Below are 25,761 nucleotides of genomic sequence, written 5' to 3'. Positions count from 1 at the left end.
CGACTGCGCCGCCTCGGGACTGCGCCGCCTCGGGACTGCGCCGCCTCGCGACTACGCCGCCTCCGGCAGGGACGCGCCGCTGCCCGGTCGTACGCCCAGGTCCGTCAGGATCGCGTCGGCCGCCCTGCGGCCCGAGAACAGGGCGCCCTGGACCGTGCTCGTGTCGCGGTGGTCGCCGCACACGTACAGCCCGGCCAGCAGCCGCACCGTGCGGCGCGGATCGTGCGGGGCCGGCATCGCGGGGACGGCCTCGGGGTCGTGGTGGGTGGCCAGCAGCTCCCAGTCGTCGGTGGGGGTGCCGTACAGCGCGGCGAGATGGGCGCGGACCGTGCGGTCCAGATCGGGCGGCGGGGTACCGAGGACCGTCGAGCTGATCAGCGTACGGCCCTGCGGGGCGCGCGTGGGGTCGACCGCGCTCATCACCGCGGTGTGCGCGACCGGGCCCGAGCGGTCGGCGTCCAGCAGCAGCGCGGCACCGGTCGGCGGGGCCGCGGGGGCGGCGTGGTGAAGGACCGTCACGGGGTGGAAGGGCGGCACCCGCAGGCCCGGCAGCAGTTCGGCGGCGGCGCCCGCCCCGGTCGCCAGCAGCAGGGAACGGCAGCCCAGTTCGCCGTGTTCCTTGGTGCGCACCGAGGTGATGTCGGCGGCCGTGACGTGCACGCCCGTACGCACGGTGCCCGGCGGCAGCGCGGCCGCGAGGAGTTCGGGCAGGGTCCCCGAGCCGCCCTCGGGTACGCACAGCCTGCCGCGCGCGTAACCGCGCAGCGCGAGGTCGGCGCACCGGCTGGAGGTGCTGAGCCCGGGGTCGCTGAGCAGTGCGGCGAGCAGCGGGCGGAGGAAGCCGTTGACCGTGCGCGAGGGCAGCCCGCGGTGGGACAGGGCGGCCAGCGCGGTCTGTTCGGGCCGGGCCAGGATGCGGGCGGACGGGGTGGCGGCGAGCCGGGTCAGGGCGGCGCCCAGCCGGGCCTGGTCGATCGGACCGCCCATCGGCGGCCGGGGGGCGCTTGCGAGGGCGCGCGCTGCCTTGAGCGCGCCCCGAGCGCCCCGTACATCGCCGGTGCGGTACAGCCGCCCCTCGCTGTGGACGAGAACCCCCGGGGCGAAGGTGCGCAGCACCAGCCCTTCGAGGCCGGGCGTCGTGCGCAGCTCCGGGTAGGAGGTGCTGAGGAGCGGGCCGAGGTGGTCGAGCCGGAAGCCGTCCAGCTCCGCCGTGGCCATCCGGCCGCCGACCCGGGGGGCGGCCTCCAGGACGCTGACGCTTACCCCTGCACTGGTCAATCGATGGGCGGCTGACAGGCCGGCGATCCCGGCCCCGATGATGACGACGTCCGCGTGGTGTGCCGTGCTGAGCACGTGCCCCTCCCCGAGTCGGCGCTACTGCTGGCAGGCTCTTGCCCCCGACAGGCTCCCGGAATGCCCGAGTTCGCAAGGAGGCTAGGAGGGGGGTCGGTGAAGACGCAGTCGCGCGCGCCCGGGGCACCGTTGCACGGGGTCGCATGTCCTTACGATTCCGCGGCGGGGACACCGGCCGGCGGTGCGCGGGGCGCGGTCCGGCGGGTACCGGTGCTCCCGCGGCGCGTCGGTGGCGCGGCGGAGGCGCGCTCAGCGCAGTGCCGCGCGGATCGCCGTGTCGATGCCGGGGAAGGCGAACACGAAGCCCGAGTCCAGCAGTCGGCCCGGCAGCACCCGCTGGCTCCCCAGCACGTCCTGCGCGAACTCCCCGAGGGCGATCCGCAGGGCCGGGGAGGGAGCCGTGAAGAGCGTGGGGCGGCGCAGCACCCGCCCCATCGCGGCCGTCACCTCGCTGTTGGTGACGGGATCGGGGCCGGTCAGATTCACCGGGCCCGACAGCGACTCCGTGTCCAGGATGTGGCGCAGCGCCGCGACCTCGTCGTGCAGCGCGATGAAGCTCCAGTACTGGCGCCCGTTGCCGAGCCGCCCGCCGAGCCCCGCCCGGAACAGCGGGAAGAGCCGCCCCCAGGCGCCGCCCTCGCGGGCGACGACCAGACCGGTGCGCGCGTGCACGGTCCGTACGCCCGCCTCCTGGGCGGCGGCCGTGGCCGCCTCCCACTCCACGCAGACGGACGGCAGGAAGCCCTCGCCCGCCGGGGCGGTCTCGTCGACGGCGCGGTCCCCGGTGTCGCCGTAGTAGCCGATCGCCGACCCGGACAGCAGCACCTTCGGCGGTACGTCCAGCGAGGCGACGGCCTCGGCGACCGCCGCCGTCCCCCGCACCCGGCTGTCCCGGATCTCCCGCTTGTACGCCTCCGTCCAGCGGTGGTCACCGACCCCGGCCCCGGCGAGGTGGACGACGGCGTCGCAGCCGACCAGCCCCGCCACGTCGACATAGCCGCGCCGGGGGTCCCACTCCACCTCGTCGCCGGACCGTGCCGGATGCCGTACGAGGCGTACCACCTCGTGTCCGTCGGCCCGCAGTGAACGCACCAGCGCCGTTCCGACGAGTCCGGATGCTCCGCTGACAGCGATACGGGAGTGCAGCATGGGGCCCATCCTGCCCCAACGGCCCCGGTGGAGCCGCCTCCGGGGCCGGGCGGCTCCCCGTGTCATCGGAGTGCCGGGCGGTGTGCCGGGCGGGAGCGACGCGGCTGACCGGGCGAGGGGCCCGGCGGGGAAATGCGGCTGACCGGGCGAGGGGCGCCGTGGCACAGTGGCGCGCATGCCCGAGGCCCACATGTATCCGCCCTGCCGAGTCCGCCCCGCGACCCTCCACGACGAAGCCGCTCTCGGCGGACTCGACCGCGCCACCTGGTCGACGCTGCACGCCGTGATGCCCAGGCCGCAGCCGCCGTACGCGCCGTTCTTCGACGAGCGGCACCGCCCCGAGGACCTTCTGGTGGCCGAGGCGCGGGACGGCGCGGGCGAGCTGCGCCTGGCCGGATACACCAGGACGGTCCCGCCGACCCCCCTGGCCTGCAACTCCCACGTCCGGCAGATACAGGGCCTCGCCGTGGCCGACTGGGCGCGCGGCCGGGGGATCGCCAGGGCCCTGCTGCGGGCCGCCGTCACGGCCGCGCGCGGCGAGGGGGCGAACCGGATGACCCTGCGGGTGCTCGGGCACAACGCGCCCGCACGCGCCCTGTACGAGTCGGAGGGGTTCGTCGTCGAGGGGGTGCTGCCCGGTGAGTTCTTCCTGGACGGGCGGTACGTCGACGATGTGCTGATGGGCCGCGCGCTCGCCCCGTGACCCGGGGGCTGCGGCTCGGGTCCGCTCCGTGACTCGGGGGCTGCGGCTCGGTCCGCCCGGTGACCCGGGGGCTGCGGCTCGGGTCCGCCCGGTGACCCGGGGGCTGCGGCTCGGGCCCGCCCGGTGACCTGGGGGCTGCGGCTCGGGCCCGCTCCGTGACCCGGCCGCTACGGTTTGAACAGCCGCATGCCGCCCATGAGTTCGTGCAGACAGCGGACCGCCAGATCGGCGGGTGAGCCGGGCCCGGCCGTCGGCGCGTCCGTCGCCGCCCAGGCCTCCAGGGCCACCCGTACCGCGTCCGTGGCGGCGGCCGCGGCGAGCCGTACCTCCAGCGGGTCCGCCCCGTCGCCCGCCAGCCGCGCCAGCACCGGCAGCAGCCGTTCCTCCGAGTCCTGGTTGACCCGGTACCAGACGGCGCGCAGCGCCGGGTCCTGTGCCGCCGCGCGCAGCAGTCCGCGCGTCCAGCCGAGCTGCTCGGCGGCGTCCGGCCCCGGCACCCGGAGCGCCTCGGTGACGGCCCGCTCCAGGGTCCCGGCGAGCGGCTCCCCGGGCTCGGCCGCCTCCAGCAGCGCCCGCCAGCGCTCGGCGCCGCCGGAGAGCAGCGGGCCCACCGCGTCCTGCTTGGAGCGGAAGTAGCGGTAGAAGGTGCGCAGGGCCACGCCCGCCCGCCCGGCGATGTCCTCCGCCGTGGTGCCGTCGGGCCCCCGCTCGGCGAAGAGCGCGGCCGCGGCGCGCGCGATGTCCAGCTGGGTCGCCGCCTTGCGGCGCTCGGTGAGGGACGGCTGGGTCGGCTCGGTGCTCATTCCCCGGAGATTACCCCGGCAGGGGAGCGGTGTACGCGAAATGCCGTCGTGGCAAAACGTGCCACCTGGGCGTACGGTGGACATCGATCGGGACGTCATCGGGGCGCCGCCGAGTCGCTTCGGGACAGCTGCCGCCGGGCAGTCACCGGACAGCCACCGGGCAGCAACCGGGATCGGGAGAAGAAAATGAACCGTTACGAAGGCCGCCGCGCACTCATCACCGGAGGCGGCTCCGGCATCGGACAGGCCACCGTCCACCGCGTCCTCGCCGAGGGCGGCCGCGTCGTCGCGGCCGACGTCAACGAGGCCGGGCTGAAGGCCACCCATGACACGGCGGTGGCGAACGGCACCGCCGGACGCCTCACCACCCTGGTCCTGGACATCTCGGACGAGGCCGCGGTCAAGGCCGGTGTCGCCCTTGCCGTGGAGACCCTCGGCGGCCTCGACGTCCTGGTCAACGCCGCCGGGATCCTGCGCTCCGAGCACACCCACAAGACGACGCTGGAGTTCTTCAACAAGATCATCGCGGTCAACCTCACGGGTACGTTCCTGATGATCCGCGAGGCGATACCGGCCCTGCTGGCCGGCCACGAACCGGTCGTCGTGAACTTCTCCTCCACCTCGGCGAGCTTCGCCCACCCGTACATGTCGGCGTACGCGGCGAGCAAGGGCGGCATCCAGTCGATGACGCACGCGCTGGCGAGCGAGTACAGCAAGCAAGGGCTGCGGGTCGTCGCCGTCGCGCCCGGCTCGATCTCCTCCGACATGACCAGCGGCAACGGTCCGGGGCTGCCCGCCGATGCCGACATGTCGCTCTTCATGAAGCTGTCCCCGGCGCTCGGAGCGGGCTTCGCCAGCCCGGACACCGTGGCCGGTGTCGTCGCGATGCTCGGCTCCCGGGACGGGGCGTTCATCACCGGTACGGAGATCCGCATCGACGGCGGCACCCACTTCTGACCGCGTGGCGCGGCAGGGCCCGTCAGCCGGGCCCGAACCGCCGCCAGAGCGAGGGGAAGCGCTCCGCCAGGGCCGCGTCGTCCTCGATGCTCACGGGCGTCCCCTCGGGCTCGGTGGCCTGGGGCGGCAGGCCGAGGTCCGGGTCGACCACGCCGGTGAGCTGTTCGTACGCCTCGTCGGCGGCGTAGCCGAGATCCTCGGCGTCCCCGTCGATCTCCTCGTCGAAGTCGTCGAGGAGACCGGCGAGGCCGTCCGGATCGTGCAGGGCCCCCTCGAAGACCTCCCGGCCCTGGCCGATCAGCCAGCAGCGGAAGGAGTCGAAGGCGTCGTCGCTCGCGCCGCCGAGCAGCACCGCGGCGGCGCCCCACAGGTCCCAGCGGTAGGCGCGGTTGAAGCGGGCCTCGAAGTGCCGGGCGAAGTCCAGCACCGCGTCGGGATCGAGCCGTACCAGCCGTTCGACGAGCAGGTCGGCCTGGTCCTCGGGGTCGCCGTCGGCGGCCGCGCGGGTGCTGTCGACGATCTCCCAGAACTCCGTCTCGTCCATCACGGGACAAGCATCGGCCCTGGCAGGAACCGACGCACGCGGGCGCGGCGGGAGAAGCCCTCAGCGGTAGAGCGCGCGCAGACGTTCGGCGGCCGCGGCGAAGCGGTCCCGCAGGGCGGCCGGTTCCAGCACCTCCGACTCCGGCCCCAGGGCGAGGAGCTGACCGTAGGCGACCTCGTCGGACTCGACCGGCAGGGTGAGCGTGAGCCACCCCTCGGCATCGGGCGGCCCGGCCGCGTCCAGCGCCTCCCGGACCGCCGAACGGTCCATGGCGTACGGCAGTCGGCGTACGCCCTCCGGCGACACCCGTACCGTCACCTCGGCCCGCAGCAGCGACCGGGCGAACTGGGCGGCCCGCTCGGCCCAGAACCCCGGCAGATCGAACCGCTCGTCGCGCTCGAACCGCTCCTCGGACACCGCCACGGCGCAGAACCGGTCGATCCGGTACACCCGGAAGTCGTCACCCACCCGGGCGCAGACGTACCAGACCCCGGCCTTCAGGACGAGCCCGTGCGGTGCCATCTCCCGCTCGACCTCGCCCTCCGCACCGCCCCGGCGGTAGCGGGCGCGGACGAACCGGTCGTCCCAGACGGCCTCGGCGACGGCCGGCAGCAGCTCGGGCGTGACCGGTTCCTGGTACCAGCCGGGAGCGTCCAGGTGGAAGCGCCGGCCGGCGCTGTCGGAGGCGTCCCGCAAGGAGGGCAGCAGCGCCGCCGACACCTTGAGCCGGGCGGCGGACGCGGCGTCCTCCAGACCCATCTCGCGCAGGGCCGAGGGCAGTCCGGACAGGAAGAGCGCCTCGGCCTCGTCACGGGCCAGACCCGTCAGACGGGTGCGGTAGCCGCCGACCAGCCGGTAGCCCCCGGCCCGGCCCCGGTCCGCGTAGACCGGGACGCCCGCTTCCGAGAGCGCCTGCGCGTCCCGGGTGACGGTCCGCTCGGACACCTCCAGCTCCCGGGCCAGCTCCGCCGCGGTCATGGCCGGGCGGGACTGCAGGAGCAGCACCATTCTGATCAGACGGGCAGCACGCATGCCGCCATTGTGGCCGCACGCCGCGGGCGGCCGGACGGGTGCCCGGCCGCCCGTACGTGTCAGAGCCCGTACCGCTCCCGGGCCTCCTTGACGGAGGTCGCGGTGATCTCGCCACGGCGGGCCAGCTGGGCCAGGGCCGCGACCGCGATCGAACGGGCGTCGACGCCGAAGTGGCGGCGGGCCGCGTCACGGGTGTCGGAGAGGCCGAAGCCGTCCGTGCCGAGCGAGGACCAGTCCTGCTCCACCCACTGGCTGATCTGGTCCGGGACCTGACGCATCCAGTCGCTGACCGCGACGACCGGACCCGGAGCGCCCTCCAGCGCCTGGGTCACATACGGAACCCGCTGCTCGCCGCGGAGCAGCGCCTCGTCGCACTCCAGCGCCTCGCGGCGCAGCTCGCCCCAGGAGGTGGCGGACCAGACGTCGGCCGTGACCCCCCAGTCCGCGGCCAGCAGCTCCTGTGCCTCCAGGGCCCAGTGGATCGCCGTGCCGGAGGCCAGCAGCTGGACCCGGGGGGCCTGCGCCGAGGTCGGCGTGCCCTCCTTGAAGCGGTACAGGCCCTTGACGATGCCCTCCTCGACGCCCTCCGGCATCGCGGGCTGCTGCTTCGGCTCGTTGTAGACCGTCAGGTAGTAGAAGACGTTCTCGGCCTCGGGGCCGTACATCCGGCGCAGACCGTCCTTGACGATCACCGCGATCTCGTACGCGAACGCCGGGTCGTAGTTGAGCGACGCGGGGTTCGTGGCGGCGATCAGCTGCGAATGGCCGTCCGCGTGCTGGAGCCCCTCGCCGGTCAGCGTCGTACGGCCCGCCGTGGCGCCGACGATGAAGCCCTTGCCGAGCTGGTCGGCGAGCTGCCAGAACTGGTCGCCGGTCCGCTGCCAGCCGAACATCGAGTAGAAGATGTAGAAGGGGATCATCGTCTCGCCGTGCGTCGCGTACGACGTCGACGCGGCGATGAAGTCCGCCATGGCCCCGGCCTCGGTGATCCCCTCGTTGAGGATCTGGCCGTCCTTGGCCTCCTTGTAGTACATCAGCTGGTCGCGGTCGACCGGCTCGTACGTCTGGCCCAGCGGCGAGTAGATACCGGCCGACGGGAACAGCGACTCCATGCCGAAGGTACGGGCCTCGTCCGGGACGATCGGAACCCAGCGCCTGCCGGTCTCCTTGTCCCGCATCAGGTCCTTGACCAGGCGCACGAAGGCCATCGTCGTGGCCATCTCCTGCTTGCCGGAGCCCTTCTTCAGCGCGGCGAACGCGCGCTCCTCGGGCTGCGGCAGCGCCACCGCGTGCACCCGGCGGGCCGGGGCGGGGCCGCCGAGGGCGGCGCGGCGCTCCTGGAGGTAGCGGACCTCGGGGGAGTCGGCGCCCGGGTGGCCGTAGGGCACCAGGCCGTCGGCGAAGGCGCTGTCCGGGATCGGGAGCCCGAGCAGCTCGCGCATGTCCTTGAACTCGTCCACCGAGAGCTTCTTCATCTGGTGGTTGGCGTTCTTGGACTCGAAGCCCTTGCCGAGCGTGAAGCCCTTCACCGTCTGGGCGAGGATCACGGTCGGCGCGCCCTTGTGGGCCAGGGCCGCCCGGTAGGCCGCGTACACCTTGCGGGCCTCGTGGCCGCCGCGCGAGGTGTAGAAGCACTCGGCGATCTTCGCGTCCGTGAGCAGCTTGGCCAGCTCGGCGAGCGCGGGCTCGGCGCCGAAGAAGTGCTCGCGGATGTAGGCGACGTCGCGGGTGGCGTACGTCTGGAACTGCGCGTCCGGCACCTCGCGGAGCCGGCGGACCAGCGCGCCCGTGGTGTCCAGCCGGAACAGCTCGTCCCAGGCGGAGCCCCAGAGCGTCTTGACGACGTTCCAGCCGGCGCCGCGGAACGCGCCCTCCAGCTCCTGGACCACCCGGAAGTTGGCGCGCACCGGGCCGTCGAGGCGCTGGAGGTTGCAGTTGATGACGAAGGTCAGGTTGTCGAGCCGCTCACGGGCCGCGAGGGCGAGGGCGGCGGTCGACTCGGGCTCGTCCATCTCGCCGTCGCCCAGGAAGGCCCAGACGTGCGAGTTCGACGTGTCCTTGATGTTGCGGTTGGCCAGGTAGCGGTTGAAGCGCGCCTGGTAGATCGCCGAGAGCGGGCCGAGGCCCATCGACACGGTGGGGAACTCCCACAGCCAGGGCAGCCGTCGCGGGTGCGGGTAGGAGGGCAGTCCGTCGCCGCCCGCCTCCTGGCGGAAGTTGTCGAGCTGCCGCTCACTCAGCCGGCCGTCGAGGAAGGCGCGGGCGTAGATGCCGGGGGAGGCGTGGCCCTGGATGTAGAGCTGGTCGCCGGAGCCGTCCCCCTCCTTGCCGCGGAAGAAGTGGTTGAAGCCGGTCTCGTACAGCCAGGCCGCCGAGGCGAAGGTGGCGATGTGGCCGCCGACGCCGTGGCGCGCGCCACGGGTGACCATCGCGGCCGCGTTCCAGCGGTTCCAGGCGGTGATCCTGGACTCCATCTCCAGATCGCCGTCGAACTCGGGCTCGGCGGCGGTCGGGATGGTGTTGACGTAATCGGTCTCCAGCAGCTTGGGCAGCGCGATGCCGGCGCCCTCCGCGTGCTGGAGCGAGCGCCGCATGAGGTACGCGGCGCGGTGCGGGCCCGCGGCCTTGGTGACGGCGTCCAGGGAGGCCGCCCATTCGGCGGTCTCCTCGGGGTCACGGTCCGGGAGCTGGTCGAGCTCGCTCGGAAGCTTTCCTACGGGGTCGGTCATGATCGCCGCCTTCCGGAGTGGAGGGGGGTGGAGAAGGCCCTGACTGGCAGGACAGGGCGATGGGGCCGGTGGGCCCGCGAGTGAACTGTAAGTCGCCGATCGATGATCGATCAAAGGGTGAAGGGCAAAACTTCTCGATATGAAGAAATTGGCATGCGGTGCCGCGAAAGGGGGCACGGAGTGACGGGATCTACCCCATCAAAAGGGGCGCCCCTCCGCACAGGAGAGCGCCGCCGGCGACAGATGCGTACGGGCCTCAGGCGCGCGGCGCGCAGCCGAGCACATGTGCCTTGACCAGCACCCCGATCTCCGGGTCCTTGCGCAGGAACGCCTCGATGAGGGCCTCGTGCTCCTCCGCGTACGACTTCTGCACCGTGCCCAGCCACCGGATCGACAGGGCGGTGAACACCTCGATGCCCAGCCCCTCCCAGGTGTGCAGCAGCACCGCGTTCCCGGCGGCCCGCACCATCTCGCGGTGGAAGCCGACCGTGTGCCGGACCTGCGCCTCGCCGTCGGCCAGCCGGTCCGCCTCGTAGAGCGCCGTCACATGCGGGGTCAGGCGCGAGCAGTCCTCGCCGAGGGCGGGCGCCGCCAGCTCCGCCGCGATCTGCTCCAGACCGGCCCGCACCGGGTAGCTCTCCTCCAGGTCGGCGGCGGTGAGATTGCGGACCCGCACGCCCTTGTTGGGCGCCGACTCGATCAGCCGGAGCGTCTCCAGCTCCCGCAGCGCCTCGCGTACGGGCGTCTGGCTGACCTCCAGCTCGGTGGCGATCCGGCGCTCCACGATCCGCTCACCGGGCTTCCAGCGCCCGCTGACGATCCCGTCCACGATGTGCTCGCGGATCTGTTCGCGCAGCGAGTGGACGACGGGCGGGGTCATGAGGGGCTCCTTCGGGGCAAACCGGTGCTGTCCGCACCATCACGATTGCCGGGGCGACCGGTGGTGTCTAGACAATACGGCGGCGCCCCCGTCCGGAAGTGGTCCGTACGGGGGCGCCGCTGGTGAGGCTGGTTACAGCGGTGGTGCTCAGAGGCCGAGCTCGACCTCGAACTCACCGGCCTCCAGGATCGCCTTGACCGAGGTCAGGTAGCGGGCGGCGTCCGCGCCGTCCACCAGGCGGTGGTCGTAGGAGAGCGAGAGGTACGTCATGTCGCGGACACCGATGACGGTGCCCTCCTCGGTCTCGATGACCGCCGGACGCTTGACCGTGGCGCCGATGCCCAGGATGGCCGCCTGGTTCGGGGGCACGATGACGGTGTCGAACAGCGCACCGCGCGAACCGGTGTTGCTGATGGTGAAGGTGGCACCGGACATGTCGTCCGGGGTCAGGCCGCCGCCGCGGGCCTTGCCGGCCAGCTCGGCGGTCTTCTTCGAGATGCCGGCGATGTTCAGGTCGCCCGCACCCTTGATGACCGGCGTCATCAGACCCTTCTCGGCGTCCACGGCGATGCCGATGTTCTCCGAGTCGAAGTACGTGATGGTGCCCTCGTCCTCGTTGATCCGGGCGTTGACGACCGGGTGGGCCTTCAGCGCCTGGGCCGCCGCCTTGACGTAGAACGGCATCGGGGACAGCTTGACGCCCTCGCGGGCGGCGAACGCGTCCTTCGCCTTGTTGCGCAGCTTCATCAGCTTGGTGACGTCGACCTCGACGACCGAGGTCAGCTGGGCCTGCGAGTGCAGCGCCTTCATCATGTTCTCGCCGATGACCTTGCGCATGCGGGTCATCTTGACCGTCTGGCCGCGCAGCGGGGACGCCTCCAGCTTCGGCGCCTTCGAGGCGGCGGGAGCGGCGGCGGGCGTTGCCGCGGCGACCGGGGCCGGGGCGGCAGCGGCGGCCTTGGCGGCCTCCGCGGCGGCGACGACGTCCTGCTTGCGGATGCGGCCACCGACACCGGTGCCCTTGACCGCGCCCAGGTCGACGCCGTTCTCGGCGGCGAGCTTGCGGACCAGCGGCGTGACGTACGCGCCGTCGTCGACGGAGGTCGCGGCCGGGGCGGCCGGGGCCGGGGCGGCGACGGGAGCCGGAGCCGGAGCAGCCGGAGCCGGAGCGGCGACCGGGGCGGCGGGCGCCACCGGAGCCGGGGCCGGGGCCGGAGCGGGGGCAGCCGGGGCCGGAGCCGGGGCAGCCGGTGCGGGGGCGGCCGGAGCCGGAGCCGGAGCAGCGGCGGGCGCCGGAGCGGCCGGGGCCGGGGCAGCGGCCGGAGCGGCACCGGGGGCACCGATGACGGCGAGCTTGGCGCCGACCTCGGCGGTCTCGTCCTCGGCGACGACGATCTCCAGCAGCACACCGGAAACCGGGGCCGGGATCTCGGTGTCGACCTTGTCCGTGGAGACCTCCAGGAGGGGCTCGTCCTCCGTGACCTCCTCGCCGACCTCCTTCAGCCAGCGGGTGACGGTGCCCTCGGTGACGCTCTCGCCGAGCGCCGGGAGGGTGACGTCGGTACCGGCGGCGCCACCGGCCGGTGCGGCGGCCGGAGCCGGAGCCTCGGCCGCGGGGGCCGGGGCGGCGGCGGGGGCCTCGGCGGCCGGCGCCGGGGCCGGGGCGGCCTCGGGCTCGGCGGCCGGAGCCGCGGCGGCCTCGGGGGCCCCCGTGCCGTCGTCGATGACGGCCAGCTCGGCGCCGACCTCGACGGTCTCGTCCTCGGCGACCTTGATGGCGGCGAGGATGCCGGCCGCGGGGGCCGGGATCTCGGTGTCGACCTTGTCGGTCGAGACCTCGAGCAACGGCTCGTCGGCCTCGACGCGCTCGCCCTCGGCCTTCAGCCAGCGGGTGACAGTGCCCTCGGTGACGCTCTCGCCGAGCGCCGGAAGGGTTACGGAAACCGACATGGTTTCAGTTGCTCCTTACGAAAGTGCGGAAGTGGTCGGTCGTCGCGCCCGGTCGACCGGATCAGTCGTGGGAGTGCAGGGGCTTGCCGGCGAGGGCCAGGTGCGCCTCGCCCATCGCCTCGTTCTGCGTCGGGTGGGCGTGGATGAGCTGCGCGACCTCGGCGGGCAGCGCCTCCCAGTTGTAGATCAGCTGGGCTTCGCCGACCTGCTCGCCCATACGGTCACCGACCATGTGGACGCCGACCACGGCACCGTCCTTGACCTGGACGAGCTTGATCTCGCCCGCGGTCTTGAGGATCTTGCTCTTGCCGTTGCCCGCGAGGTTGTACTTCAGAGCGACGACCTTGTCCGCGCCGTAGAGCTCCTTGGCCTTGGCCTCGGTGATGCCCACGGAGGCGACCTCGGGGTGGCAGTACGTCACCCGCGGGACACCGTCGTAGTCGATCGGAACGGTCTTCAGACCGGCCAGCCGCTCCGCCACCAGGATGCCCTCGGCGAAGCCGACGTGCGCGAGCTGGAGCGTCGGGACCAGGTCACCGACGGCGGAGATGGTCTCCACGTTGGTCCGCATGTACTCGTCGACGAGGACGTAACCGCGGTCCGTCGCGACGCCGGCCTCCTCGTAGCCCAGGCCCTGCGAGACCGGGCCGCGGCCGATGGCGACCAGCAGCACCTCGGCCTCGAAGGTCTTGCCGTCGGCGAGGGTCACACGGACGCCGTCCTGCGTGTACTCGGCGCTCTGGAAGAACGTACCGAGGTTGAACTTGATGCCGCGCTTGCGGAAGGCGCGCTCAAGAAGCTTCGAGCTGTTCTCGTCCTCGACCGGGACCAGGTGCTTCAGGCCCTCGATGATCGTCACGTCGGTGCCGAAGGACGTCCACGCCGAGGCGAACTCGACGCCGATGACGCCGCCGCCCAGCACGATCGCGGACTTCGGGACGCGGTCCAGCTTCAGCGCGTGGTCCGACGAGATGATGCGGTTGCCGTCGATCTCCAGGCCCGGCAGCGACTTCGGCACGGAGCCGGTCGCGAGCAGCACGTGGCGGCCCTGGACGCGCCGGCCGTTCACATCCACCGAGGTGGGGGAGGAGAGCCGTCCCTCACCCTCGATGTAGGTGACCTTGCGCGAGGCGATGAGACCCTGAAGACCCTTGTACAGGCCCGAGATCACGTCGTCCTTGTACTTGTGGACGGCGTCGATGTCGATGCCCTCGAAGGTGGCCTTGACACCGAACTGCTCGGACTCGCGCGCCTGGTCGGCGATCTCGCCGGCGTGCAGCAGGGCCTTCGTGGGGATGCAGCCGTTGTGCAGGCAGGTGCCGCCGACCTTGCCCTTCTCGATCAGAGCGACGTCCAGGCCCAGCTGCGCTCCGCGCAGGGCCGCGGCGTAACCGCCGCTACCACCGCCGAGGATCACTAGGTCGAAAACGGTGCTGGCGTCGTTCGCCACGTCACGTCCTCCATGCATGTGCGCCGTACGCCGGGCCCCGTCGCTGGGGGATGACCGGCCGGTCGGCTGGTGTTCGGCCGCTTTTGTTATTCGGCCCTGTGGTGGGGGCCCTGTCCTGCCGAGAACCCATCTTCGCACTTGTTGACGGTGGGCGGGACGCGGGGCCCGGGTCTGAGCCGGACGAACGACCGTCTCAGGCGGTTACCGCCGGGTAGACCCCTACGGATTTCGTCGAGAGCGAAACCGGCCGGATCCGTGCGGCGATGCCGTCGGGGCAACGCGTACGGCCCCGGGCCTGTGCCCGGGGCCGTACAGGTCACAGCCGGGACCTCAGCCGAGGTCTCCGGCGGCGGTGCGCTCGGCGAGCCGGACCAGCGTGCGGACCGAGGAGCCCGTGCCGCCCTTGGGCGTGTAGCCGTACGGCGCGCCCTCGTGGAAGGCCGGACCCGCGATGTCCAGGTGCGCCCAGGCGATGCCCTCGCCCACGAACTCCTGCAGGAACAGACCGGCCACCAGGCCGCCGCCCATCCGCTCGCCCATGTTGGCGATGTCGGCGGTCGGGGAGTCCATGCCCTTGCGCAGGTCGGCGGGGAGCGGCATCGGCCAGGAGGCCTCGCCGACCTCCTCGGCGATCTCGTGCAGGGAGGTGCGGAAGGCGTCGTCGTTCGCCATGATGCCGAAGGTGCGGTTGCCCAGCGCCAGCACCATCGCGCCGGTCAGGGTCGCCACGTCGACGATCGCGTCCGGGTTCTCCTCGGAGGCGCGGGTCAGCGCGTCGGCGAGGACGAGCCGGCCCTCGGCGTCCGTGTTGAGGACCTCGACGGTCTTGCCGCTGTACATGCGCAGCACGTCACCGGGGCGGGTGGCGTTGCCCGACGGCATGTTCTCGGCGAGCGCCAGCCAGCCGGTGACGTTCACCCGGAGGCCGAGGCGGGCGGCCGCGACGACGGTCGCGAACACGGCGGCGGCGCCGCTCATGTCGCACTTCATCGTCTCGTTGTGGCCGGCCGGCTTCAGCGAGATGCCGCCCGAGTCGTAGGTGATGCCCTTGCCCACCAGGGCCAGGGTCTTCTCCGCCTTCGGGTGCGTGTAGGCGAGCTTCACCAGGCGCGGGCCGTGGGTCGAGCCCTGGCCGACGCCCAGCAGACCGCCGTAGCCGCCCTTGACGAGCGCCTTCTCGTCGAGGACCTGCACCTTGATGCCGTGCTCCTTGCCGGCGGCGGTGGCCACGGCGGCGAAGGACTCGGGGTACAGGTCGTTCGGCGGGGTGTTGATCAGGTCGCGGGCGCGGTTGATCTCCTCGGCCACCGCGACGGCGCGCTCGGCGGCCGCCTTGAACGCCTTGTCGCGCGGCTTGGTGCCGAGCAGGGCGACCTCGCCCAGCGGCAGCTTGACGCCGTTGCCGTTCTTCTTGCCCTTGGGGGCGACCTTGTCCTCGCCGCCCTGGTACGCGGTGAAGGCGTACGCGCCCAGGAGCGCGCCCTCGGCGATCACCTCGGCGTCCTCGGCGGACGCGACGGGCAGCGCGAAACCGGCCTTCTTCGCACCGGTCAGGGCGCGCGCGGCCGAGCCCGCGGCCCGGCGCAGGGCCTCGGCGTCGTACGCCTCGTCCTTCTCCGGGACGGAGCCGAGCCCGACCGCGATGACGACCGGGACCTTGAGGCCGTCGGGCGCGGGGAGCTTGGTCACCTCGCCCTCGGCACCCGCGGCGCCCAGGGCCTCCAGGACGGTGGCGAGCTTTCCGTCGAACGCCTTGTCCACGGCCTCGGCGCCCGGTGCGAGGACCGGCCCCTTGGCGCCCTTCGCGACGCCGACGACGAGTGCGTCGGCGCGCAGCGTCGCCGCACCGGCAGTGCTGAGAGTGAGAGCAGTCACGGTGGTGAAATCTCGCTTCCGTTGAGTTCGTTGTCGGTCGAGGGGTGGGCCGACCGTGCCCGGCGCATCGTAGACGCCGCCGCAATGTGCCGGGAATGAGCCTACGCGCGCCCTTGCCGCAGGAACACGGCGGCGGGCCGTCGGTGGCCCGATGTGGAGCCCCGGCGGGGGCCCGCGGCGTCCGCCACGGGGCCCGGCGAGCGTGAACCGGCCGTGCGCGCCGGGGTGTTGGGGCGCGGGCGGGCCCGGCAGGATCCCGGGGCGGTGGCCCGGCCCCGGCCCCCGGCAGCCCTCAGCCGAACGTCAGGACCACCAGGGCCGTCGTCGCCGCCGTCTCCGCCAGTGCGCCGAAGACGTCGCCGGTCACCCCGCCGAAGCGCCGCACGCAGTGCCGCAGCAGGAGCTGGGCGGCGCCGAGCGCGGCCAGCGCGGCCAGCGCGTGGCGCGGCGCCCCGTAGCCGCCCAGGAGCGCTCCCGCCCCCGCGCACCCCGCGACCACCACCGCACCGGCCGCCACCGCGGCCCGGACCGTCACCGTGCCCGCCACCGCCGCGCCCAGCCCCTCCGGGCGGGCCGGCGGCACGCCCCGGCGGGCGGCCAGGGTGAGCGCGAGCCGGGCGGCGACCGCGGCGACGGCCGCGCCCACCGCGCCGTACGCCCAGCCCCGCCCGTACAGCGCGGCGAGCGCCGCGACCTGGGCCAGCAGCACGAGGAGGAGGGTGATCACCCCGAACGGCCCGATGTCCGACTGCTTCATGATCCGCAGGGCGTCCTCGGCGGGCCTGCCGCTGCCCAGGCCGTCGGCGGTGTCCGCGAGACCGTCCAGATGCAGGCCCCGGGTCAGCACGGCGGGAACGGCGGTGGAGGCGACCGCGGCGAGCAGCGGCCCCGAGCCGAGCAGCAGCAGAAGGGCGCCGGGCACCGCCGCGAGCAGCCCCACCACCAGCCCGGCGAGCGGGGCGCAGAGCATCCCCGCGCGGGCGGCCCCGCGGTCCCAGCGGGTGACGCGGACGGGGAGCACGGTCAGGGTGCCGAAGGCGAAACGGATGCCGTGGCTGTTCAGGGAGGTCACGGCGCGCAGGCTAATCGGTGCGGAGGGCCGATAGATTGCCCGTAACGCAACAGAACCTGACAGAAGCGGCGTATCGGGAGTGGGTGGCATGGGTCACTGGTTCGATCAGAACATCGTCGAGCCGGGAAAGCTGCCGCTGCTCCTCGCGCTGGCCGCCTTCGTGCTCACCTTCGCGATCACCCGGTTCATCACCCGGATGATCCGGGCGGGCAAGGGCCCGTTCCGCAACATCACACCCGGCGGAATGCACATCCACCACGTGGTGCCCGGCGTGGTGCTGAGCGTCATCGGCGGGTTCGGCGCGGTCGCCAGCGGACGGCACGGGGTCACGGCCGGGACCTGTGCCGTGATCTTCGGCGTGGGCGCGGGGCTGGTGCTGGACGAGTTCGCCCTGATCCTCCACCTCGACGACGTGTACTGGACCGAGGAGGGCCGCCAGAGCGTGGAGGTGGTGGTCCTCACCGCGGCGCTGGTGCTGCTGGTGCTGGCCGGATTCTCGCCGCTCGGCGTGAACGAGCTGAGCAGCGACGAGCAGCAGGGCAGGGCCGGTGTCGTCCTCACCCTGGTCGTCAACTTCTGCTTCGTGCTGATCTCCCTCTTCAAGGGCAAGGCGCGGCTCGCGGTCGTCGGCACGCTCGTCCCGTTCGTCGCGCTGATCGGGGCGATCCGGCTGGCCCGGCCGACGTCGATGTGGGCGAGGCGCTTCTACCGCCACCGGCACCGGGCCCGCGCCCGGTCGATGCTGCGCGCCTACCACCACGACGTGCGCTGGGTGGGCCCGCGGCGCAGATTTCAGGACCTGATCGGCGGCGCACCGGACCGGGTGCCGCTGCCCGGACGCAAGTCCTGACCCCGGCGCCGGTCCCGGCGGGTCGCGCGCACGCACAGCACGAGGACCGCGCCGATCGCCACCAGGTGCTCCTTGCCCGCCAGATTGTCCTTCACGAACACCTCGGCCACCATCGCCGCGATCACCAGCGCCCCGGTGAAGCGGGCCCGGTAGACGTAGCAGACGTACACGGCGAGACCGACCACCGCCGCGGACGGACCGGTGTCCACGACCCGGGCGTCCGAGGCCGGCAGCCCGAACAGCCCGTCCGGTCCGAGCGCCACACCGAGGCGCGCGTACAGCGTCCCGGCCAGCGTCGCCACGTACGCGATCATGAGCGTGCGCCACCGGCCCAGACAGATCTCGGCGGTCCCGAACACCACCAGGATCTGCACCAGCGCCCCCCAGACCGGCAGATCCAGCGCCGGTACGAACAGCGACAGGGGGGTGCGCAGCAGGGCCGCCCACAACGGGTCCTCGGCCCGTACCGCCCCGAGGCAGTGCACCGCCCCGAAGCCCCACGGCCGGTTCTGCACCACCTGGAGCAGCGCCGTCAGACAGACCGCGGCGATCGTCATCGGGATCGCCCGCAGCCGCTGGACGGCGAGGGTCGTGCGTACGGTCCGCACCAGCGGGCCCCACTCACGGCGGGCCGCCGCGCACAGCACGGGCACGGGTCTCATCCATCCGCTCCCAGGTGCGAGCGGTGCAGCCACTTGGGCAGACCGGGCGCCTCCAGGAACCCTTCGGCGCGTCCTGCGGCGAGGCCGATGCGCAGCAGGTCCGAGCTCTTCTCGAACAGCATGAAACGCGGCTCCCAGATCGGTCGGTACTTCGCGTTGGCGCGGTACAGCGACTCGATCTGCCACCAGCGCGAGAAGAAGCTGAGCATCGAGCGCCACAGCCTCAGCACCGGTCCGGCGCCGAGCCGTGAACCCCGTTCGAAGACGGACCTGAACATCGCGAAGTTCAGCGAGACCTGAGTGATCCCGATCTCCTCGGCGCGCTGGAGGAGTTCGATGACCATGAACTCCATCAGGCCGTTCTCCGAGTCCCGGTCCCGGCGCATCAGGTCCAGCGAGAGGCCGTTCGGCCCCCATGGCACGAAGCTCAGCACGGCACGCAGCTCGCCCGGCGCGCCGTCCTCCCCGGCCGGCGCGTCACGGCATTCGAGCATCACGCACTGCCCGTCGGCCGGGTCCCCGAGCCGGCCGAGCGCCATCGAGAAGCCGCGCTCGGTCGCCCCGTCGCGCCAGTCGTCCGCGCGGCGCACCAGTTCGGCCATCTCCTGCTCGGGGATGTCCGCGTGGCGGCGGACCGTCACCTCGTACCCGGCGCGCCGGACCCGGTTGTACGCCTGGCGCACGGTCCGCATCGCGCGCCCCTCCAGGGTGAACTCGGCGGTCTCCACGATCGCTTCGTCGCCCAGCTCCAGGGCGTCCATGCCGTGGCGCGCGTAGACCGTGCCGCCCTCCTCGCTCACCCCCATCACCGCCGGGATCCAGCCGTGCTCGCGGGCCTCGGCCAGCCAGGGATCGATCGCCCCGGGCCAGGCCTCGGGGTCGCCGATGGGGTCGCCGGAGGCGAGCGAGACCCCGCCGACCACCCGGTAGGTGACGGCGGCCTTCCCGGTCGGGGACCAGATGACGCTCTTCTCCCGGCGCAGCGAGAAGTAGCCGAGCGAGTCCCGCTCGCCGTGCTTGTCGAGCAGCACCCGGAGCCGGGCCTCGTCCTCCGGGGTGATCGGGTCGACGGCCCGGCGGGCCCGGAACGCCGCGTACACGACGGCGATCAGCAGCAGCGTGGAGAGCACGTTGATGGCGACGTTGACCCAGCCGGGGGTCTCGATGCCGGGGAAGGCGGCGTCGTTGTCGGTGATCGAGACCAGCCTCAGCGCCCCGTAGCGCCAGCGGTCCAGGAAGGGCGCGCGGTTGCCGTGGGGCGCGGTGTTGGTGAGGGTGACCAGCCCCGCGGCGATCAGCGAGGTGATCAGCAGCCCGCCGGCCGCGACGACGGCCGCGAGCTTCGGGTTGGAGCGGTCGCCCTTCGCGTAGAACTCGCGCCGCCCGAGGAGCAGGGCCAGGAAGAAGGCGGCGGTCAGCGCCAGCGAGATCCAGTTCTGCGGGTACTGCCGGACCTCCGGGAACCAGATCACCAGGGCGAAGAGCAGCAGCAGCAAGCCGCTCACCACCAGGTTCACGATCCAGGCGGCCCGCTTGCGGCGGCGCATGGTGATCGCCAGGAAGAGCGCGACCACACCGGAGGAGAAGCCCGCGGTGAGCAGATAGGGAGTGAAGAAGTTCTCGGTGTTGTGGCGGCGCAGATCATTGCCGAGCGTGACCCAGACGGCACTCAGGAAATTGATGAACGACACGACGCGCAGGTACCAGATGGCGAATGCCGCGCTGCGCCGTGACCGGACGGTGCTCGGTGACCGGACGCTGTCCCGCCCGGAATCCTCGGTGGACATTCGGACCTCTCCCATGAAAAGCGATCATATGGTGCATCGCACTGCATGAGGGACCGTGCTGCGGCCGGTGTTCGGCGACCGCAGCACCGCCGGTCCGGGGGACTCAGGTCGCGTCGTCGTACACGGCGGCGGCCCCGGTTCCCTCGTCGGCGTCGTCCTCCTCGGCGACGGGTTCGCGTTCGGGCAGCTCGGCCGCGAGTGCGGCGGCGGCCCGGACGAGCGGCAGTGCGAGCAGTGCCCCGCTGCCTTCCCCCACGATGACGCCGTGGTCGAGCAGGGGGTTGAGTGCCATCCGGTCCAGCGCCTTGGCCTGCGCCGGCTCACCGCTCGCCTGACCCGCCAGCCACCAGTCCGGCGCCCGGAAGGCCGCCCGCTGGCCCACCAGCGCACAGGCCGCGGAGACCACACCGTCCAGGATCACCGGCAGCCTGCGCACCGCGCACTGCAACAGGAACCCGGTCGCCGCCGCCAGATCCGCGCCGCCCACCGTCGCCAGCAGCTCCAGCTGGTCACCGAGGACCGGTCGGGCCCGCCGCAGCGCGTCCCGGATCGCCGCGCACTTGCGCATCCACGCCAGATCGTCGATCCCCGCACCGCCGCGCCCGGTGACCACCGAGGCGTCCGTACCGCAGAGCGCCGCGATCAGCGTGGCCGCGGCCGTCGTCCCGCCCACGCTCAGGTCGCCGAGGACCACCAGATCGGTGCCGGAGTCGGCCTCCTCGTCGGCGATGGCCATGCCCAGCCGTACCGCCCGCTCGGCCTCCTCCGCCGTCAGCGCGTCCTCGATGTCGATCCGGCCGCTGCCGCGCCGCACCCGGTGACGCACCACCGACTCGGGCAGCAGCTCCGGATCGCAGTCCAGCCCGGCGTCGACGATCCGTACCGGCACGGAGAACTGCCGGGCCAGCACCGCCAGCGGCGTCACGCCGTCCAGCGTGGCCCGCACCAGCTCGTGCGCCGTCCCGGCCGCGCGCCCGGAGACCTCCAGCCCGGCCACCCCGTGATCACCGGCGAAGAGCACCACGCGCGGCTGCTCGATCGCCCTGACCGGCACGGACTGCTGCGCGGCCGAGAGCCATTCGCCCAGCTCGTCCAGGCGGCCGAGGGCACCGACGGGAACGGTCATGCGTTCCCGGCGTTCCTCGGCATCGCGCCGTACGCCGCCGTCGGGGCGTTCGATCAGGTCGGAGAAGTCGTCCAGATTCACGGGGATCTGCCTCGCGGGTCGATGCGTCGAGTGGGCCGGTGAGCCCGGCCGCGGGCTCACTGCGGAACAGTACCTTCGGCCCCCGGCCGGTACGACGCCCTTCCCCGGCCCGCGCTCAGCCGCGCAGGACCAGCGCCTGCCCGGCCACCACCAGCAGCACCTGTTCGCACTCGTCGGCGAAGGCGGCGTTCAGCCGGCCCAGCTCGTCCCGGAAGCGCCGCCCGGCGGCCGTCGCGGGAACCACGCCCGAGCCGGTCTCGTTGGTCACGGCGACGACCGTACGGCGCGTTCCGCGCACCGCCGCGACCAGCGCGGCGGTCCGCTCCCGCAGCGCGGCCTCCCCGCTCCCCGCCCACGCCGCGTCGTCCCAGGCGTCCACCCGGTCCATCGCGTCGGTCAGCCACAGCGACAGGCAGTCGATCAGCAGCGGCGGCCCGTCCGACTCCAGCAGCTCCACCAGCGCGCAGGTCTCCTCGGTGCGCCACGCGGCGGGCCGGCGCTCCCGGTGCAGGCCGATCCGGGCCGCCCACTCGGCGTCGCCCTCCCTGCCGCCGCCGGTCGCCACGTACACCACCTCGGGGAAGGTCTCCAGCCGCCGCTCGGCCTCCACCGACTTGCCCGACCTGGCCCCGCCCGTCACCAGCGTGCGCCGGGGCACGCCCGGAGCCGACCGGTACTCGCCGGTCACCAGCGTCGACCCGTCCGGCACGGCCCGCGCACCGGCCGCCGCCAGCCGCCGGTCCAGCTCGGCGCCGGGCGGCACGTCGTGGTCCAGATGGACGGCCACGATCTCGGTGGCCGGGCCGATCGCCCCCACGGCCCGCAGCCGCGCCACCGCGTCCGGCCGCCCCACCACGTCGACGGCCACCAGGTCGTACGGCTCCGCGGCCCGGTCCGTGAGCCCGGCGGGCGCGGCCCCCGGCGGCAGGTACAGCAGCCGCGCCCCCTCCGGCCCCGTGACCTCGTACCCCGTCCCCGGGGCGTCCATCGGCACCGCCCGCACCCGGTGCCCGCTGATCAGCGTCAGCACGCGTCCGTCCGGCACCCGCCCGGCCCGGGGCAGCCCGGCGGGCAGCTCCACGGCGGGTCCGTCGTGCGGATGGGTGAGGAGCACCTGGCGTACGCCGGTGAGCGAGTGCCCGGCACGGGCCGCGGCGAAGACGGCCCCCGGGGTGAGATCGAGCAGCAGCGCGTCGTCGACCAGCAGCGCGGTCGACGCCCGCGCGCGCGTCCCGCGGGCGACGGCGCAGGCGGCGCAGGGACATTCGGGCCGCGGCAGCCCGTCGGGGGCTCCGGTGCCGAGCAGAGTCAGTTCCACGGTTCCGATCCTCCCGCGTCCGTGCGGCCGGTGCGCGGCCTGGGGCGTCCGGACCGGGTCCCCGCGCCGGGTCCAGGCACTAGGCTCGGGGCAGCAAAGCGACCCAGGAGGCGGACATGGCGTGGACGTGGCGGTTCGAGAAGTCCGACGGTACGGAGACGGAACCGGCTCTGCAGCCGGAGGAGTTCACCACCCAGGGTGACGCGGAGTCGTGGATCGGGGAGTACTGGAAGGAACTTCTCGACGGCGGGGCGGACCAGGTGACGCTCTTCGACGACTCGACGAAGATCTACGGCCCGATGAGCCTCCAGGCCGACCAGGGCTGACCCGCCCCCCGCGAGCGGGGCCGCCGGTACGGCGCCCCGCCTGCGGTACGGCGCCCCGCACGCGGGCCGCCGACGCGCCCCGCCCGGCCGTTCCCCGAGCACCGCGCGGCACGGGCCGGGAGTCCCGGCCGCCCGGCGGGCCCCGGCACGCACGCTCGCCGCGTCGCCGGGACCGCGCCCGGCCCGCCGGGCCCGCCCTGCGGCGGACGACGCCACTTCCGACGCGCGCCCCGGAACCTGCCCTCGAAGTGCCGCCTGCCGTGCGATGCCCGGCACGCACGCTCGTCGCGTGGTCGGGGTCGTCCCGTACGTCCGGTCCGAGGAGGGCCCTGGGCCTCGCGGTCGCACGCACCGGACACCGGCACGCACGGGACACCCGCACGCACCGGCCTCCGCGCGGCCCGGCCTCCGGCCGGACGACGGCGCTTTCGAAGACAGGCCCTGGGCGGGCAGGCCCTGGGCGGGCAGGCCCTAGATCTCCCCCAGGGTGACCTTCGCCGTCTTCTCCGCCCCGCTGCGCACATAGGTCACCGTGACCTTCTGGCCGGGCTTGTCCGAGGCCAGTGCCTCCGACAGCGAGGTGATCGTCGTGACCGGCGAGTCGTCGATCCTGACGATGATGTCGCCGACCCGTAGCCCGGCCTTGTCCGCCGCGCCGTCCCTGGCGACGCTGACCAGCGCGACCCCGGCCGGCTGGTATTCGTCGTCGACGACCGTGCGTCCGCTGATGTTCAGGGCCGCCCGGCCCGAGTCGGTGACCTTGCCGCTCTTGATGATCTGGTCGGCGACCGTCTTCACCATCGAGACCGGGATCGCGAACCCGATGCCCGGCGCCGCGCTGCCGCCCAGCTCCGGGTCGGTCGCCGCCAGGGTCGGGATGCCGATGACCTCGCTGTCCAGGTTGACCAGCGCGCCCCCGCTGTTGCCCGGGTTGATCGCGGCCGAGGTCTGCACCATGTTCGCGATCGTCGCGCCGGTGCCGCCGCCCGCGCTGCTCTCGCTGACGGTCCGGCCGAGCGCCGAGACGATGCCCTGGGTGACGCTGGAGGACAGCCCGAGCGGCGAGCCCATCGCCAGCACGATCTGCCCCACCTCGACCTTCTCCGAGTCGCCGAACTTCGCGGGCCTCAGCCCCTCCGGCACGCGGTCGAGCTTGATGACGGCCAGATCCTGCTCCGGGTAGGAGGCCACCAGCGTGGCGGCCTGCACCTTCTCGCCGGTGGCGCTGGTGACCTTGAAGGTCTTCCCGCTGCCGACCACATGGGCGTTGGTGACGATGTGGCCCTTGGTGTCGTAGACGATTCCGGAGCCCAGACCCGCGGCGGCCTCGATCTGCACCACCGACGGCAGCACGTTCTTGATCACGGCCTGGTAGTCGCTCTGCAGGTCACCGGCGGCCGGGACGGACGGTGCGGGGGAGGAGGAGTCCGTCCTGCTGGGACCGGACCCCGACGAATCGGAGGCCCCGTCCGAGCAGCCGCTCGCCAGGGCGAGCACACAGACACCTGCGGTCAGGGGCAGCAGCCGACGGGCGAGGCCGCGCGAATGGGATGCGTCCATGTCCGGATTATTGCTTTTGGCCATGTATTCGGCCTGTCGGGCTCCGCCGGGCGGGGCGTGGAGCCCGACAGCCCCGGCGACCCGCTCCCGCGTCCGCTCAGCCCCGTACTCCGCACAGATGCAGCAGCGCGGCCACCCGGCGGTACGGATCGGTCCGCCCGGCCCGGTCCTCCGCGGCCAGCACCTGTTCCAGTTCGGCGGCGGCCGGCAGCTCCACGTCGTTGCTCACGTTGTCCGTGAAGACGCGCACCCCGTACCAGGCGTGCAGGGGGGCCGCGATCCCGGCGAGCGTGGCGGTCAGGGCCTCCAGCCGGTCGGCCCGCACGGTGAGGCCCAGCCGGTTGGTGTACGTGTCCGTGTCGAAGGCGGCCAGCGCCGCGCTCCAGTCCCCGGCGGTCCCCGGGCGCATCGCCAGCGCGTCCGCGTTCCGCACGAGCAGCGAGAGCAGTCCGCCCGGGGCCAGCATCCTCGCCAGGCCCGCCAGCATCGCGTCCGGCTCCCGGACATACATCAGCACGCCGTGACAGAGCACCACGTCGAAACTGCCCGGCAGGAAGTGCACCCCGGTGTCCAGGCCGTTGCCCTCGATCAGCCGGACCCGCTCGCGGATCCCCGCCGGTTCACCGCCGAGCGCCTCCTTGGCCACCCGCAGCATCTCGGCGTCCGACTCCAGACCCGTCACCGTGTGACCGGCCCGCGCCAGGCGCAGCGCCTGGGTGCCCTGGCCCATGCCCACGTCGAGGACGCGCAGCCGCTGGCCGACCGGGAAGCGGGCCGCTATCTGCTCGTCGAGCTGCCGGGCCACCAGCTCCTGGCGGACGGTGTTGCGCAGCCCGCCCAGCCCCTTCAGCCACGCCGAGGAGGCGCCGGAGAACCCGGCGACGGGCACGGCATCAGCCGGCCTGCCGGCGGACGGACCGCCGGCCGGGCCGGAGATGTGCGTACTCAGGGTCGCTCTCCACGCTTGACCTGCGGCTTCGGCAGCCGGAGGCGACGCATCTGAAGCGTGCGCATCAGGCCGTAGGCGACCGCGCCGCGCTTGGGCGTATCGGGGAAGCGCGCGTTGAGCTGCTTCTTCAGGCGGAACGAGAGCCCGATCGAGTCGACGACGATCAGCACGATCACGACGAGCCAGAGCAGCAGCGAGATGTTCTGGATGTTCTGCACCTGGATCACGCTGAGGATCAGGATGATCACGGCCAGCGGCAGGAAGAACTCCGCGATGCAGAAGCGCGAGTCCACGTAGTCGCGGACGAAGCGCCGCACCGGGCCCTTGTCGCGAGCCGGTAGATAGCGCTCGTCGCCACTGGCGAGCGCCTCGCGCTGCTTGGCCATGTCCACACGGCGCGCTTCGCGCTGCCGCTTCATGGCCTCCTTGCGGTCGAGCGGCGCGCCACTGGAAGCACGACGGCGCTGCGACTGGGCATCGCTGCGCTTGGGGGTGGGGCGACCTTTGGGGGCCTGCGGGTCGCGGGGCTGCTTGGAGAGGTCCGCCGTCACCTTGCCGGTGGGCGCCTTCTCTTCCTTCGAACGGCTACGGAACACAAGGCCCAA

22 protein-coding genes are annotated in these 25,761 nt (G+C 73.2%); 4 read left to right on the top strand and 18 right to left on the bottom strand.

Features of this window, described 5'->3' with window-relative positions:
• Window positions 1–51: 51 nt before the first annotated feature.
• Together ACFVFH_RS01945 and ACFVFH_RS01940 are read right to left on the bottom strand one after the other, a co-directional pair.
• Window positions 52–1,353, bottom strand: a complete 1,302-nt coding sequence (locus ACFVFH_RS01945; RefSeq protein WP_383762019.1) for an NAD(P)/FAD-dependent oxidoreductase — start codon at window positions 1,351–1,353, stop codon at window positions 52–54.
• A gap of 249 nt (window positions 1,354–1,602) precedes the next feature.
• Entirely contained in the window at window positions 1,603–2,502 is a 900-nt protein-coding gene (locus ACFVFH_RS01940; RefSeq protein ID WP_383762016.1) for a TIGR01777 family oxidoreductase, read from the bottom strand.
• A gap of 175 nt (window positions 2,503–2,677) precedes the next feature.
• Between ACFVFH_RS01940 and ACFVFH_RS01935 the strand changes: the two genes are divergently transcribed.
• On the top strand, window positions 2,678–3,205 hold the full coding sequence (locus ACFVFH_RS01935; protein WP_383762013.1) for a GNAT family N-acetyltransferase: 528 nt from the start codon (window positions 2,678–2,680) through the stop codon (window positions 3,203–3,205).
• A 167-nt stretch (window positions 3,206–3,372) separates the two neighbouring features.
• Here ACFVFH_RS01935 and ACFVFH_RS01930 read toward each other — a convergent pair whose 3' ends face one another.
• Complete coding sequence (locus ACFVFH_RS01930; protein WP_383762010.1) at window positions 3,373–4,008, bottom strand: TetR family transcriptional regulator; 636 nt, start codon at window positions 4,006–4,008, stop codon at window positions 3,373–3,375.
• A gap of 186 nt (window positions 4,009–4,194) precedes the next feature.
• On the opposite strand from ACFVFH_RS01930, the gene ACFVFH_RS01925 reads away from it, so the two are divergent.
• Window positions 4,195–4,965, top strand: coding sequence for an SDR family NAD(P)-dependent oxidoreductase (locus ACFVFH_RS01925; protein ID WP_383762007.1), 771 nt, complete (start codon window positions 4,195–4,197; stop codon window positions 4,963–4,965).
• A gap of 22 nt (window positions 4,966–4,987) precedes the next feature.
• On the opposite strand, the gene ACFVFH_RS01920 is transcribed toward ACFVFH_RS01925, so the two are convergent.
• From ACFVFH_RS01920 to ACFVFH_RS01885, 8 genes are all read right to left on the bottom strand, one after another.
• Window positions 4,988–5,509 carry a DUF4240 domain-containing protein gene (locus ACFVFH_RS01920; protein ID WP_383763491.1) on the bottom strand — a complete coding sequence of 174 codons (522 nt, stop codon included), beginning with the start codon at window positions 5,507–5,509 and terminating at the stop codon, window positions 4,988–4,990.
• A gap of 60 nt (window positions 5,510–5,569) precedes the next feature.
• Window positions 5,570–6,541 carry a helix-turn-helix transcriptional regulator gene (locus tag ACFVFH_RS01915; protein ID WP_383762004.1) on the bottom strand — a complete coding sequence of 324 codons (972 nt, stop codon included), beginning with the start codon at window positions 6,539–6,541 and terminating at the stop codon, window positions 5,570–5,572.
• A 59-nt stretch (window positions 6,542–6,600) separates the two neighbouring features.
• Window positions 6,601–9,270, bottom strand: coding sequence for a pyruvate dehydrogenase (acetyl-transferring), homodimeric type (aceE, locus tag ACFVFH_RS01910; RefSeq protein WP_383762001.1), 2,670 nt, complete (start codon window positions 9,268–9,270; stop codon window positions 6,601–6,603).
• A 256-nt stretch (window positions 9,271–9,526) separates the two neighbouring features.
• A complete protein-coding gene (locus ACFVFH_RS01905) occupies window positions 9,527–10,150 on the bottom strand; it encodes a GntR family transcriptional regulator (RefSeq protein ID WP_383761998.1) in 624 nt (207 codons plus the stop codon).
• 147 nt (window positions 10,151–10,297) lie between these two features.
• Entirely contained in the window at window positions 10,298–12,100 is a 1,803-nt protein-coding gene (sucB, locus tag ACFVFH_RS01900; RefSeq protein ID WP_383761996.1) for a 2-oxoglutarate dehydrogenase, E2 component, dihydrolipoamide succinyltransferase, read from the bottom strand.
• A 61-nt stretch (window positions 12,101–12,161) separates the two neighbouring features.
• A complete protein-coding gene (gene lpdA / locus ACFVFH_RS01895) occupies window positions 12,162–13,550 on the bottom strand; it encodes a dihydrolipoyl dehydrogenase (RefSeq protein ID WP_383761993.1) in 1,389 nt (462 codons plus the stop codon).
• 330 nt (window positions 13,551–13,880) lie between these two features.
• A complete protein-coding gene (locus ACFVFH_RS01890; protein WP_383761990.1) occupies window positions 13,881–15,425 on the bottom strand; it encodes a leucyl aminopeptidase in 1,545 nt (514 codons plus the stop codon).
• 292 nt (window positions 15,426–15,717) lie between these two features.
• Window positions 15,718–16,497 carry an adenosylcobinamide-GDP ribazoletransferase gene (locus tag ACFVFH_RS01885; protein WP_383761987.1) on the bottom strand — a complete coding sequence of 260 codons (780 nt, stop codon included), beginning with the start codon at window positions 16,495–16,497 and terminating at the stop codon, window positions 15,718–15,720.
• 88 nt (window positions 16,498–16,585) lie between these two features.
• Between ACFVFH_RS01885 and ACFVFH_RS01880 the strand changes: the two genes are divergently transcribed.
• Window positions 16,586–17,347, top strand: a complete 762-nt coding sequence (locus tag ACFVFH_RS01880; RefSeq protein WP_383761984.1) for a hypothetical protein — start codon at window positions 16,586–16,588, stop codon at window positions 17,345–17,347.
• Here ACFVFH_RS01880 and ACFVFH_RS01875 read toward each other — a convergent pair.
• The 4 genes from ACFVFH_RS01875 to ACFVFH_RS01860 all read right to left on the bottom strand — a co-directional run bounded on the left by ACFVFH_RS01875 (window position 17,290) and on the right by ACFVFH_RS01860 (window position 22,321).
• Window positions 17,290–18,009 carry a hypothetical protein gene (locus ACFVFH_RS01875; RefSeq protein WP_383761981.1) on the bottom strand — a complete coding sequence of 240 codons (720 nt, stop codon included), beginning with the start codon at window positions 18,007–18,009 and terminating at the stop codon, window positions 17,290–17,292. The genes ACFVFH_RS01880 and ACFVFH_RS01875 overlap by 58 nt on opposite strands.
• Complete coding sequence (locus ACFVFH_RS01870; protein ID WP_383761979.1) at window positions 18,006–19,811, bottom strand: phosphatidylglycerol lysyltransferase domain-containing protein; 1,806 nt, start codon at window positions 19,809–19,811, stop codon at window positions 18,006–18,008. Before ACFVFH_RS01870 ends, ACFVFH_RS01875 begins: the two co-directional genes overlap by 4 nt.
• 88 nt (window positions 19,812–19,899) lie before the next feature.
• Window positions 19,900–21,003: a nicotinate-nucleotide--dimethylbenzimidazole phosphoribosyltransferase gene (gene cobT, locus ACFVFH_RS01865; RefSeq protein ID WP_383761976.1), complete on the bottom strand. Its 1,104-nt coding sequence runs from the start codon at window positions 21,001–21,003 to the stop codon at window positions 19,900–19,902.
• Between the two features lie 115 nt (window positions 21,004–21,118).
• Window positions 21,119–22,321 (bottom strand): bifunctional adenosylcobinamide kinase/adenosylcobinamide-phosphate guanylyltransferase, encoded by a 1,203-nt coding sequence (locus ACFVFH_RS01860; RefSeq protein WP_383761973.1) that lies wholly within the window; start codon window positions 22,319–22,321, stop codon window positions 21,119–21,121.
• A gap of 116 nt (window positions 22,322–22,437) precedes the next feature.
• On the opposite strand from ACFVFH_RS01860, the gene ACFVFH_RS01855 reads away from it, so the two are divergent.
• Complete coding sequence (locus tag ACFVFH_RS01855) at window positions 22,438–22,647, top strand: hypothetical protein (RefSeq protein WP_072483289.1); 210 nt, start codon at window positions 22,438–22,440, stop codon at window positions 22,645–22,647.
• A 471-nt stretch (window positions 22,648–23,118) separates the two neighbouring features.
• Here the strand turns inward: ACFVFH_RS01855 and ACFVFH_RS01850 are convergent, their stop codons facing one another.
• The 3 genes from ACFVFH_RS01850 to ACFVFH_RS01840 form a co-directional block, all read right to left on the bottom strand.
• Complete coding sequence (locus ACFVFH_RS01850; protein ID WP_383761970.1) at window positions 23,119–24,207, bottom strand: S1C family serine protease; 1,089 nt, start codon at window positions 24,205–24,207, stop codon at window positions 23,119–23,121.
• 97 nt (window positions 24,208–24,304) lie between these two features.
• A complete protein-coding gene (locus ACFVFH_RS01845; protein WP_383763488.1) occupies window positions 24,305–25,039 on the bottom strand; it encodes a class I SAM-dependent methyltransferase in 735 nt (244 codons plus the stop codon).
• A gap of 113 nt (window positions 25,040–25,152) precedes the next feature.
• Window positions 25,153–25,752 (bottom strand): DUF3043 domain-containing protein, encoded by a 600-nt coding sequence (locus ACFVFH_RS01840; RefSeq protein WP_383761967.1) that lies wholly within the window; start codon window positions 25,750–25,752, stop codon window positions 25,153–25,155.
• Window positions 25,753–25,761: the final 9 nt, after the last annotated feature.

The sequence above is a fragment of the Streptomyces sp. NPDC057697 genome, from assembly GCF_042799335.1.
Taxonomy (GTDB): domain Bacteria; phylum Actinomycetota; class Actinomycetes; order Streptomycetales; family Streptomycetaceae; genus Streptomyces.
This window is presented reverse-complemented; position numbering and strand designations above follow the sequence as displayed.

Excerpts from the sequence above, each read along its gene's own strand:
- ACFVFH_RS01940 (WP_383762016.1), bottom strand. The coding sequence starts at position 2,502 with ATGCTGCACTCCCGTATCGCTGTCAGCGGAGCATCCGGACTCGTCGGA.
- ACFVFH_RS01935 (WP_383762013.1), top strand. The coding sequence starts at position 2,678 with ATGCCCGAGGCCCACATGTATCCGCCCTGCCGAGTCCGCCCCGCGACC.
- ACFVFH_RS01930 (WP_383762010.1), bottom strand. The coding sequence starts at position 4,008 with ATGAGCACCGAGCCGACCCAGCCGTCCCTCACCGAGCGCCGCAAGGCG.
- ACFVFH_RS01925 (WP_383762007.1), top strand. The coding sequence starts at position 4,195 with ATGAACCGTTACGAAGGCCGCCGCGCACTCATCACCGGAGGCGGCTCC.
- ACFVFH_RS01920 (WP_383763491.1), bottom strand. The coding sequence starts at position 5,509 with ATGGACGAGACGGAGTTCTGGGAGATCGTCGACAGCACCCGCGCGGCC.
- ACFVFH_RS01915 (WP_383762004.1), bottom strand. The coding sequence starts at position 6,541 with ATGCGTGCTGCCCGTCTGATCAGAATGGTGCTGCTCCTGCAGTCCCGC.
- aceE (WP_383762001.1), bottom strand. The coding sequence starts at position 9,270 with ATGACCGACCCCGTAGGAAAGCTTCCGAGCGAGCTCGACCAGCTCCCG.
- ACFVFH_RS01905 (WP_383761998.1), bottom strand. The coding sequence starts at position 10,150 with ATGACCCCGCCCGTCGTCCACTCGCTGCGCGAACAGATCCGCGAGCAC.
- sucB (WP_383761996.1), bottom strand. The coding sequence starts at position 12,100 with ATGTCGGTTTCCGTAACCCTTCCGGCGCTCGGCGAGAGCGTCACCGAG.
- ACFVFH_RS01880 (WP_383761984.1), top strand. The coding sequence starts at position 16,586 with ATGGGTCACTGGTTCGATCAGAACATCGTCGAGCCGGGAAAGCTGCCG.
- ACFVFH_RS01875 (WP_383761981.1), bottom strand. The coding sequence starts at position 18,009 with ATGAGACCCGTGCCCGTGCTGTGCGCGGCGGCCCGCCGTGAGTGGGGC.
- ACFVFH_RS01870 (WP_383761979.1), bottom strand. The coding sequence starts at position 19,811 with ATGGGAGAGGTCCGAATGTCCACCGAGGATTCCGGGCGGGACAGCGTC.
- ACFVFH_RS01855 (WP_072483289.1), top strand. The coding sequence starts at position 22,438 with ATGGCGTGGACGTGGCGGTTCGAGAAGTCCGACGGTACGGAGACGGAA.
- ACFVFH_RS01850 (WP_383761970.1), bottom strand. The coding sequence starts at position 24,207 with ATGGACGCATCCCATTCGCGCGGCCTCGCCCGTCGGCTGCTGCCCCTG.